This window comes from Novosphingobium sp. B-7, from assembly GCF_000410615.1.
In the GTDB taxonomy this organism is placed as follows: Bacteria; Pseudomonadota; Alphaproteobacteria; order Sphingomonadales; family Sphingomonadaceae; genus Novosphingobium; species Novosphingobium capsulatum.
Genome location: NZ_APCQ01000119.1, coordinates 1 through 9432, shown reverse-complemented (window position 1 = coordinate 9432; position 9432 = coordinate 1). Strand labels below are relative to the sequence as shown.

General features: G+C 67.0%; 12 protein-coding genes. 5 read left to right on the top strand and 7 right to left on the bottom strand.

The window, feature by feature from the left end; all coding sequences use genetic code 11:
* Window positions 1-256, top strand: a 256-nt coding sequence (locus H926_RS0101230) for a PUA domain-containing protein (RefSeq protein WP_028657420.1), incomplete at its 5' end; no start/stop codon positions are given.
* Window positions 257-281: 25 nt separating this feature from the next.
* Entirely contained in the window at window positions 282-1217 is a 936-nt protein-coding gene (locus tag H926_RS0101225) for an NAD(P)-dependent oxidoreductase (protein ID WP_022674680.1), read from the top strand.
* An 18-nt stretch (window positions 1218-1235) separates the two neighbouring features.
* On the opposite strand, the gene H926_RS0101220 is transcribed toward H926_RS0101225, so the two are convergent.
* Window positions 1236-2249 carry an aromatic ring-hydroxylating dioxygenase subunit alpha gene (locus tag H926_RS0101220; protein WP_022674679.1) on the bottom strand — a complete coding sequence of 338 codons (1014 nt, stop codon included), beginning with the start codon at window positions 2247-2249 and terminating at the stop codon, window positions 1236-1238.
* A gap of 59 nt (window positions 2250-2308) precedes the next feature.
* Between H926_RS0101220 and H926_RS0101215 the strand changes: the two genes are divergently transcribed.
* The gene (locus H926_RS0101215; RefSeq protein ID WP_022674678.1) at window positions 2309-2938 is read left to right on the top strand and encodes a TetR/AcrR family transcriptional regulator; all 630 of its coding nucleotides are present in this window, start codon (window positions 2309-2311) and stop codon (window positions 2936-2938) included.
* A 19-nt stretch (window positions 2939-2957) separates the two neighbouring features.
* Here the strand turns inward: H926_RS0101215 and H926_RS0101210 are convergent, their stop codons facing one another.
* The 6 genes from H926_RS0101210 to cobA all read right to left on the bottom strand — a co-directional run bounded on the left by H926_RS0101210 (window position 2958) and on the right by cobA (window position 8432).
* Window positions 2958-4361: an MFS transporter gene (locus tag H926_RS0101210; protein WP_022674677.1), complete on the bottom strand. Its 1404-nt coding sequence runs from the start codon at window positions 4359-4361 to the stop codon at window positions 2958-2960.
* A gap of 123 nt (window positions 4362-4484) precedes the next feature.
* Window positions 4485-5285, bottom strand: coding sequence for a phosphoadenylyl-sulfate reductase (locus tag H926_RS0101205; RefSeq protein ID WP_022674676.1), 801 nt, complete (start codon window positions 5283-5285; stop codon window positions 4485-4487).
* A 4-nt stretch (window positions 5286-5289) separates the two neighbouring features.
* Window positions 5290-5730, bottom strand: a complete 441-nt coding sequence (locus H926_RS0101200) for a DUF934 domain-containing protein (RefSeq protein ID WP_022674675.1) — start codon at window positions 5728-5730, stop codon at window positions 5290-5292.
* Window positions 5723-7357 (bottom strand): nitrite/sulfite reductase, encoded by a 1635-nt coding sequence (locus H926_RS0101195; RefSeq protein WP_022674674.1) that lies wholly within the window; start codon window positions 7355-7357, stop codon window positions 5723-5725. Before H926_RS0101195 ends, H926_RS0101200 begins: the two co-directional genes overlap by 8 nt.
* Before the next feature lie 2 nt (window positions 7358-7359).
* Window positions 7360-7656 carry a DUF2849 domain-containing protein gene (locus H926_RS0101190; RefSeq protein WP_028657417.1) on the bottom strand — a complete coding sequence of 99 codons (297 nt, stop codon included), beginning with the start codon at window positions 7654-7656 and terminating at the stop codon, window positions 7360-7362.
* An 8-nt stretch (window positions 7657-7664) separates the two neighbouring features.
* Window positions 7665-8432, bottom strand: a complete 768-nt coding sequence (gene cobA / locus H926_RS0101185; RefSeq protein WP_022674672.1) for a uroporphyrinogen-III C-methyltransferase — start codon at window positions 8430-8432, stop codon at window positions 7665-7667.
* A gap of 167 nt (window positions 8433-8599) precedes the next feature.
* Between cobA and H926_RS25000 the strand changes: the two genes are divergently transcribed.
* Window positions 8600-9064: an EF-hand domain-containing protein gene (locus H926_RS25000; RefSeq protein ID WP_022674671.1), complete on the top strand. Its 465-nt coding sequence runs from the start codon at window positions 8600-8602 to the stop codon at window positions 9062-9064.
* A 54-nt stretch (window positions 9065-9118) separates the two neighbouring features.
* A partial coding sequence (locus H926_RS0101175; protein ID WP_028657421.1) for a sigma-70 family RNA polymerase sigma factor occupies window positions 9119-9432 on the top strand: 314 nt, incomplete at its 3' end.

Below are 9432 nucleotides of genomic sequence, written 5' to 3'. Positions count from 1 at the left end.
CGGTGCCGCCGCTGCCCTGGCGCGCGGGTCCAGCCTACTCGCTGCCGGCGTCACCGCGATCGACGGCGATTTCGCGCGGGGCGATGCCGTTGCCGTGATCGGCCCCGATGGGCAGACCCTGGCGCGCGGCCTGGCGGAATACGACGCGGCAGAGGCAGCGCGGCTGCTGGGCCATCCCTCGTCGGCGCACGAGGCGATCCTGGGCTATGCGCCGCGCTCCGCGTTGATCCACCGGGACCAGATGGTGCTATTGTGAGGCTGCCGGTGTCGAGGATCGGCGCATGATGGCGCTTCGCCAAAGACCGGGGGAATTGCTGGCGGTGACCGGTGCCACCGGTTTCGTCGGGCAAGCCCTACTGGAGCAGGCGGCGCGCGCCGGGATGGACGTGCGCGCGCTGACGCGCCGCCCGCAACCCGCGCGCGAGGGCATCGAATGGGTCCAGGGCGATCTGCACGATACCGCCGCGCTCAAGCGGCTGGTGCATCGTGCCGGGGTGGTGCTGCACATTGCCGGGGTGGTGAACGCGCCGGACGAGGCCGGGTTTCACACTGGCAACGTCACCGGCACGCTCAACGTGGTCAACGCCGCGCTGGCGGGCGGGGTGGAGCGCTTCGTCCACGTCTCGTCGCTCTCTGCGCGCGAGCCGCAGCTGTCGGTCTATGGCGCCAGCAAGCGCAAGGGCGAGATGATCGTGCGCGCATCCAGCCTGGATTGGACCGTGGTGCGCCCGCCGGCGGTCTATGGCCCGCGCGACACCGAGATGTTCGAGCTGTTCAAGCTGGCGCGCAAGGGCATCGTGCCGCTGCCGCCCGAGGGACGCGCCTCGATCATCCATGTGAACGACCTGGCGCGCCTGCTGATCGCGCTGGTGCCCGGTGGCGAGGACGTCACCAGCCAGACGTTCGAGCCAGACGATGGCACGCCCGGTGGGTGGAGCCATACCGATCTGGCCCGCGCCATCGGCCTCGCCATGGGCAAGCGGGTCAAGCCGCTGCCGCTGCCGCGCGGCGTGCTGGAATGGGTGGCCAAGGCCGATCGCTGGGCCCGCAAGGACAAGGCCAAGCTCACGCTCGATCGCGTGGGCTATATGTGCCACCCCGACTGGACGGTGAGCGATGGCGCCCGCCCGCCAGCCAGCCTGTGGGAGCCGCAGGTGGAAACCACGCTGGGTCTCCACGCCACGGCGGCATGGTACAAGGAAGAGGGCTGGCTGTAGGACGCCAGCCCGGTTGCGTTATGCGGGCTGCAGGGCAGGTTCGGCTGCCTCGCGCTTGCGCAACTGCATCAGGCGGCGGCGCACCCGCACCGCGCCGGCATCAGACGCCAGGATCAGCGGCCGCGCCGCCCAGAACTCCTGTCCATCGAGGCCGGCTTCGGCAGCCTGGATCATCGGCTCATCCTCTTCGAGGAAGACCTTGAGCGCCATGGCCTTGGCGGCATCGCCCGGTTCGCGCGTATAGAAATAGTGCGAGGTAGTGGCCGTTGCCGGCGTGATGATGTGCGGATTGGCCATCGGCGGGACCAGCGGCTGGCCGCTGTCGCCGCGGGTGAGTTCGATGAACAGCGCCATGGATGCTGGCGCGTGCCAGCGGATGTGCATCTTCTGGTCGGTATTGGTGCCGGGCGGCAGCATGGGCTTGGCCCATTCCGGCGCCTTGGCATCGACCATGTCCCACTTGTTCCAGATGCCGCCGGTATCATCGGTTTCGACGCTGTGCTTGCCGCCGAACAGCGAGCCGTTCACGCCGAAGGTTTCGACATGCAGGAATTCTGCGTGGCTCAGGTCCATCAGGTTATCGGTGATGAATTCATAGCCTGCATCCATCAGCAGGCTTTCACACACCACTTCTGCCCCGTCGGTCACGAAAGAAAAATTGGGAATGAGCGCAGGATCGGCAAGCGCGGCGTCGCCCGGCCAGAACCACAAGGCACCGTGCCGCGCCACGATCGGGCGCGTGGCCACCTGGGCATCAGGGACCGGCGTGGCAAATGGCGTATGCGCGCAGCGGCCATCGGCGCCAAAGCCCAGACCGTGATAACCGCATTGCAGCATGTCGCCCACGCGCTTGCCCCGGCTGAGCGGCACGAACCGGTGCGGGCAGCGATCGGCCAGCATGGCATAGCTGCCATCGCCCAGACGATAGATCGCCCAAGGGGCATCGAGCAGGCGGCGGGCGAGCACGCCATCATCGGGCACCTCGTTTTCCCAAGCCGCCATATACCAGAGGTTGCGCACGTAATCAGACATGGCCAAGCTCTCCCGCTATCGAATTAAACAAACCTGTTGGTTTCTTTATGGCAAGGACGATGACGACGCAAGCCGCCCGACCGATTCGCAGCCGCAAGCCCGAAGCCGTGCGCGAGCGCATTCTTGATGCCGCGCAGGCCGAGTTCATGGCGCATGGCTTTGCCGCGGCCAGCACCAACCGCATTCTGGAGCGCTTTGCCGGGTCCAAGCCCACGATGTTCCGGCATTTTCCCACCAAGCGGGCGATGTTTGGCGGTGTGGTGCAGCGCATTGCCGCGCGCTGGCGCAGCGCGATTGATCCGGCCGGCATCACGGCGGATGATCCGCAGGGCTGGCTGCAGGCATTCGGGCTGTTGGCGCTGGCGTGGATCACCAGCGACGAGAATATTTTCGTGGGTCGCATGGCGGTGGCTGAAGGCGCGGAATTTCCCGAGGTGTCGGAACTGTATCGGCGCGAAGCGGTGGAGCCAATCGAGGCTACGCTGGCCGATCGGCTCAGCGCCTGGGCGCACGCCGGTTTGATCACCACGGCAGACCCGGCGCGCGATGCGCTGGCGTTCCTCGACCTGACGTTGGCCGGTCAGGTCAGCCGGCTGCTCTATGGCGCGCCACGGCCCGATCCTGCCGCCTTGGCCGCGCATGTTGGCTATTGCGTCACGCTGTTCCTGAACGGGCGGATGGCGCGATAGGGCTGCGCTTCTTTGCGCCTTATCCCGTGGTCAGCGTCCGTCCGGCCTCGTGCGGCAGTTTCAGCGCGCTGATCACGCCGCCGAGCGAGAGCACGGCCATGGCAATGAACGCGAAGCGATAGTCCGCGCCCTGGCCGTTCAGCCCAACCGCGCCGGCGAGAGCATCGCCGGCGTGCACGCTCATCGCCGCCGCGGTCACGCCGGCGGCGGCGCCCAGCTGCAGGATGGTGTTGAACAGGCCGTTGGCATCGCCCATCGCGGTGCGGTCCACATCGGCAAAGGCCAGGGTGGAAAGCGACGAGAACTGGAGCGAGCGGGCCAGGCCGTTGACGAACAACAGGGCCGCCACCAGCACGGCTGGCGAATGCGGGCCGATTGCCGAAAGCGAGAGCAGCGAGGCGGCGCAGATCACGCCGTTGATCGTCAGCACGTTGCGATGGCCGAAGCGGCGCAGGATGCGTTCGACCAGCGCCTTCATCGTGATGTCACCGGCAAACAGCGCGACCACGAACAGCCCGGCATGCACCGCGCCATAGCCGAAACCGGCCTGCATCATCAGCGGCAGCAGGAACGGCACGGCGCCGATCGCCATGCGGCTAAGCGATCCGCCGCTGACCGCCGCACGAAACGATGGGATCTTGAGCGCGCCAAGATCCAGCAGCGGATTCGGGCTGCGGCGCAAGTGGGCCATGGTGATCGTCAGCATCGCAAGCCCGGCACACACCAGGCCCAGGCCCAAAGCGTCGATCCGCCGGGCGCTATGCTCCAGGCCGATCTGCAAGGCGAACACGCCGACGGCGGTGAGCGCAAAGCCGGTCCAGTCAAACCGGCGGCGCGGGCCGCGCACGTCGGGGATCAGCCACAGCGCCGCGAGCAGGGCGAGGATGCCCAGCGGCACGTTGAAATAGAAGATCCAGCGCCAGCCCAGGTGCTCGGTAATGAAGCCGCCCACTGGCGGTCCGACCACTGGCGCGAACAGCGCGGGCCAGATCAGCGCTGAAAGCGTGGCGATAAGCTGGTCGCGCGGGGTGTGGCGCATCACCACCAGGCGCCCCACCGGCGTCATCATCGCGCCGCCAATCCCCTGGAGCACGCGCAGCGCGACGAATTCAGGCACCGATTGCGCCTGCCCACACAGCGCCGATGCCACCGTGAAGATCGCGATCGCGGTCACGAAGATGCGGCGCGAGCCAAAGCGATCGGCCAGCCAGCTGCTGGCGGGGATCAGCACGCCGAGTGCGAGCATGTAGGCCGAAATGCCGATGTCGAGGGCGACGGCCGATGTACCGAAGGTGCGCGCCATCGAGGGCAGCGCGGTCGTCAGGATCGTCCCGTCGAGGATTTCCATGAACAGCGCGCCGGTGACCAGCCACATGATCAGGCGGCGGCGCAGCGGGGTGATCGGGGCGATCTCGTCAGTCAAGGGCAGGGCTTTCCGGGCAGGCGGGACTGGCCTGCCTTGACGAAAGCGCGCGCCCGGATCAACCCTGCGGGACCGATCAAATTTTGCACGGAACCATAAGGAAACCGCAGGCTTGGGCGCGGGTCAGAACACCGGTTCGTAGCCGGGGGGCAGCTCGCTGCCGTCGCCGTCATCCGTGCTGCCAGGCACGTGGATGCCGCATTCGGTCTTGTCCCACCCCTTCCAGCGGCCCGAGCGCGGGTCTTCACCCGGTGCCACCTTGCTGGTGCAGGGGGCGCAGCCGATCGAGGGATAGCCTTGCGCCACCAGTGGGTGATGCGGCAGGCCATGGACGGTGAAATAGGCGTCCAGCGCGTCCTTGGTCCAGCTGGCGAGCGGGTTGATCTTGAGGCGGCCAACTGCGTCGCTGCTGTCCAGCTCGAAGCGGGGCAGGCCAGCGCGGGTGGACGACTGGAAGCCCTTTCGCCCGGTGATGGTGGCATCGAGGCCCGCCATGGCCTTGGCCAGCGGGATCACCTTGCGGATTTCGCAGCAGCCATCCGGGTCCCACGACCAGCGCAGGCCCGCTTCGTCCTTCTTGGCCACGGTGGCGGCATCGGGTTCCAGCACGACCAGGTTGGTCAGCCCGAGTTGCGCCACCAGGGCATCGCGATAGGCCAGCGTTTCGGGAAAATGCTTGTGCGTGTCGAGGAACAGCACCGGGGTTGCCGGATCGACCTGCGCCACCAGATGCAGCAGCACGGCGCTTTCCGCGCCAAAGCTGGAGACCACGGCCACGCGCCCCGCCAGCCCTTCGCCCAGCACGGCCGCCAGCATATCCTGCGTGGAGGCATCAGCGAACCGCGCGTTGAGCGCGGCTACCTCGGCCGCGGTAAAGCGCGGGCCAAGGTCGAGCGTGTCGGGAGTGCGGGCGGGGCTGGCCATGGCTTCAGGCTTTCGCGGCCGGGTGGCGCGCGGCCCAGATCGGGGCGCGGCCATCGACGGTCTGCTGATAGACTTCCGGCCAGGTGGTAAAGGCGGCTTCGGCCGCCTCGGCGCTGATCGGCTTGTCAGGGGCAAAGGAATCGAACCCGCACCGGCGCATGTGCGAAAGCTGATCGATCAGCACATCGCCCACCGCGCGCAGTTCGCCGGTATAGCCGCGTTCGCGCAACGACCGCGCGGCGGAATAGCCCCGGCCATCGGCAAACGAGGGGAAATTCACCTCGATCAGGGCAATGCGCTCCAGGTGCGGCAACAGCGCCAGGGCATCGTCGCCCGGCTCGATGCGCACGGCGGTGGCATTGCTCTGCGCGGCAAAGGCATCCACCGTCACGGCGGGGTCACCCACGGGCTCGTCGGTGCGATAGCGCAGCACGGTCTCAACCATAGATCGCCTCCTTGAACGGGGCCATGCCGATGCGGCGATAGGTATCGAGGAAGCGTTCCGCGCCCTCGCGGCGGGCGAGGTAAACGTCCGTCACCTTTTCGATGGCATCGACCACGCCGTCTTCGGAAAAGCCCGGGCCGGTGATCGTGCCGAGCGAGGTGTCGGCGCTTTCAGCCCCACCGAGCAGCAACTGGTAGTTTTCCACGCCCTTGCGATCCACCCCCAGGATGCCGATGTGGCCGGCGTGGTGGTGCCCGCAGGCATTGATGCAGCCTGAAATCTTGAGCTTCAATTCACCCAAGGTCCGCTGGCGGCCGATATCGGCAAAGCGATCGGTGATCTTCTGCGCCAGCGGCAGCGAGCGGGCATTGGCCAGCGCGCAGTAATCGAGGCCGGGGCAGGCGATGATATCGGTGATGAGGTCAAGATTGGGCGTGGCCAGGCCCGCGGCATCCAGCGCCTGCCAGACGCGATAGAGATCGGCCTTCTTCACATGCGGCAGCACGATGTTCTGCGCGTGGCTGACGCGCAGTTCATCGAGGCTGTAGTCACGCGCGAGGTCGGCCATCAGGCGGATCTGGTCGGCCGTGGCATCGCCCGGAATGCCGCCCACCGGCTTGAGGCTGATCGTGACGATCGCATAGCCGGCCTGCTTGTGGGTGTGCACGTTCTGATCGACCCACAGCGCGAAATCGGGATCGCTGCGATCGAGATCGTCAGACAGCCCGCTTTCGAGGCCGGGATCGGCGAACATCGCCTTGATCCGCTCCAGCTCGGCCGGCGGCGGTTCGAGGCCCAGGGTAAGGATGTGGGCGAATTCTTCCTGCACCTGGCGGCTGTATTCGGCGACGCCGATTTCGTGGACCAGGATCTTGATCCGCGCCTTGTACTTGTTGTCGCGCCGGCCGTGGCGGTTGTAAACGCGCAGTGCCGCTTCGAGAAAGCTGATCATCTGCAGCGCGGGCACGAATTCGGCAATGCAAGGTGCGATCATCGGGGTGCGGCCCATGCCGCCGCCGGCAAAGAACTTGCAGCCGATTTCGCCCGCCTCGTTCTTGACGATCTGGATGCCGATATCGTGCAGGCGCATGGCCGCGCGGTCGGTCTCGCTGGCGATGATCGCCACCTTGAACTTGCGCGGCAGGTAATCGAATTCCGGGTGGAACGTCGACCACTGGCGCAGCAGTTCGGCATAGGGGCGCGGATCGGCCACTTCATCGGCGGCGGCGCCGGCAAAGTGATCGGCCGTGGTGTTGCGGATGCAGTTGCCGCTGGTCTGGATCGCGTGGAGCTGAACCTTGGCGAGGTCTGCCAGGATATCGGGCGCATCGGCCAGCTTGATCCAGTTGTACTGGATGTTCTGCCGCGTGGTGAAGTGGCCGTAGCCACGGTCATACTTGTCGGCAATGTCGCCCAGCACGCGCATCTGCGTGGAATTGAGCGTGCCATAGGGCACCGCCACGCGCAGCATGTAGGCGTGCAGCTGGAGGTAGAGCCCGTTCTTGAGGCGCAGCGGCTTGAACTGGTCTTCGGTCAGTTCGCCCGACAGGCGGCGTGCCACCTGGCCGCGAAATTCGGCCACGCGCGCATCGACCATCGCCTGGTCGTGTTGATCGTATTGATACATGGTCAGATTACCCAGCTGCCGGCCTGCGGATCGGCAGGCTTGAGCGAAAGATCGAGGCGCACGGTGGGCCCCAGTGCGCGGATGCGGTCCTTGATGTGGGCCGGGCGTACCGCGCCGTCGGCGGCCACTGCATCGATCACGTGCGTGTCGGTCACCACCTGCTTGGCGTTTTCGCGGGCGATGATCGCGTCGGCATCGTGGGTTACCGCCACTGCATTGTCGACATGGCGCGACCAGCCTTCGCCGGTCCACCAGATCACGTCACCCGTGCGCAAGTCGTTGCCCGTGATGATCTTGATCTTCTCGCTCATCGGGCTGCCTCCACAACCGCTTGCAATTCCATGATGTCTCCCCGTGCGGTCACTTCGCCGATGACGATCAGTGCCGGACTCTTGATGCGTTCGCGCTCGACCAGGTCGGCCAGCCCCGCCAGCGCGCCCCTTACCACGCGCATCTGCGGGCGCGAGGCATTTTCGATCACCGCCACCGGCATTGTCGGCGCCAGGCCATCGGCCATCAGCTTTTCGGCGATGGCGGTGGCGGTGGCCACGCCCATGTAGATCACCAGGGTGCGGCCAACGCCAGCCAGGCCCGCCCAGTTCTGATCCGACAGGCCCTTGCATTGCCCGGCCACGAACGAGACGATCGAGGCATTCTCGCGATGGGTCAGCGGGATCTGTGCCGAAGCGGCTGCGCCCAGTGCGGCGCTGACCCCAGGCACCACCTGCACCGGCACACCAGCGGCATGGCAGGCCTCTGCCTCTTCCCCGCCGCGGCCGAAAATGAACGGATCGCCGCCCTTGAGGCGCACGACATCGTGCCCGGCCAGTGCCTCTGCCACCAGCAGGGCGTTGATGTCTTCCTGCCGCATGGTGTGGCGCGCGCGCTGCTTGGCCACCGACACTAAGCGGGCGCCGCGCGGGGCCATGGCCAGAACGGCCGGATCGACCAGGCCATCGTGCACCACGACCTTGGCCTTCATCAGCAGGCGCGCGGCGCGCAGCGTGAGCAGATCGGGATCACCGGGGCCGGCGCCGACCAGAAACACGGTTCCGGGGAGGGGGGCATGACTCATGCTGGGGCATGTGGGCGCAGCGGCGCCATCGTGCCAGCGAGAATCGATTGGGCGGGGGCTAGGTCAGCTTTAGCGCGAACATTCTTGCTTCCTCTTCGGCATTTGCAGCGGGGTGCGACGGAATTCGCGTCATGCCCCGTTAAAGGGCCAGGCTCGATGGAGGTCTTATGAAAACACTTGGCTTGGCATCCCTGTTCCTGGCGCTCACCCCGGCGATGCCGGCCCTGGCGCAGGACGCACCGCAATCTCCGCCGGCAGCGGGCCAGGGCGTGACCCGCGATGCCTTTGTCGCGCGCCAGATGGGGCGGATCATGGCCGCCGATACCGATGGCGATGGCCGCGTGAGCAAGGCGGAACTGACGGCGATGATGGCCGGTCGGGGCGACCCCGACCGGCAGTTCACGCGCATGGACAGCAATGGCGATGGCTATCTCGACAAGGCGGAAATCACCGCTGCCCTGACCGAGCGCTTCAACCGCATGGACCGCAATGGCGATGGCGTGTTGACGCCAGACGAGCGCATGCGGCCCGGTGAAGGCATGCGGGGTGGCGGCATGCGCGGTGGTGCCGGTGGCCAGGAAGGCATGGGCGACCACGGCATGCAGGGTGACGGGCAGCAAAACCCGTCCTGAGGCTGATGCCGCCGTGCCCACCATCTTCGGGACACCGGCCTGCGAGGCCCTGGCTTGAGCGAGGCAGATCCCGACGCCGCATTGCTGGCGCGCATGGCCCAGGGCGAGGATGGCGCGGTGCGCCAGTTCGTCGGGGCCAAGCTGCCGCGCCTGTTGGCCCTGGCGAGCCGCCTGCTGCACGATCGGCACGAGGCCGAGGACGTGGCACAGGAAGTGTTCGTGCGGGCCTGGCGACAGGCGGGACGGTGGCGCCCGGGGCAGGCGCGGTTCGACACCTGGCTGCATCTCGTCACGCTCAACCTGTGTCGCGATCGGATGCGGCGGCGGCGCGGCGTGGTGGTGGCAGAGCCGCCCGAGCAGGCCGACAC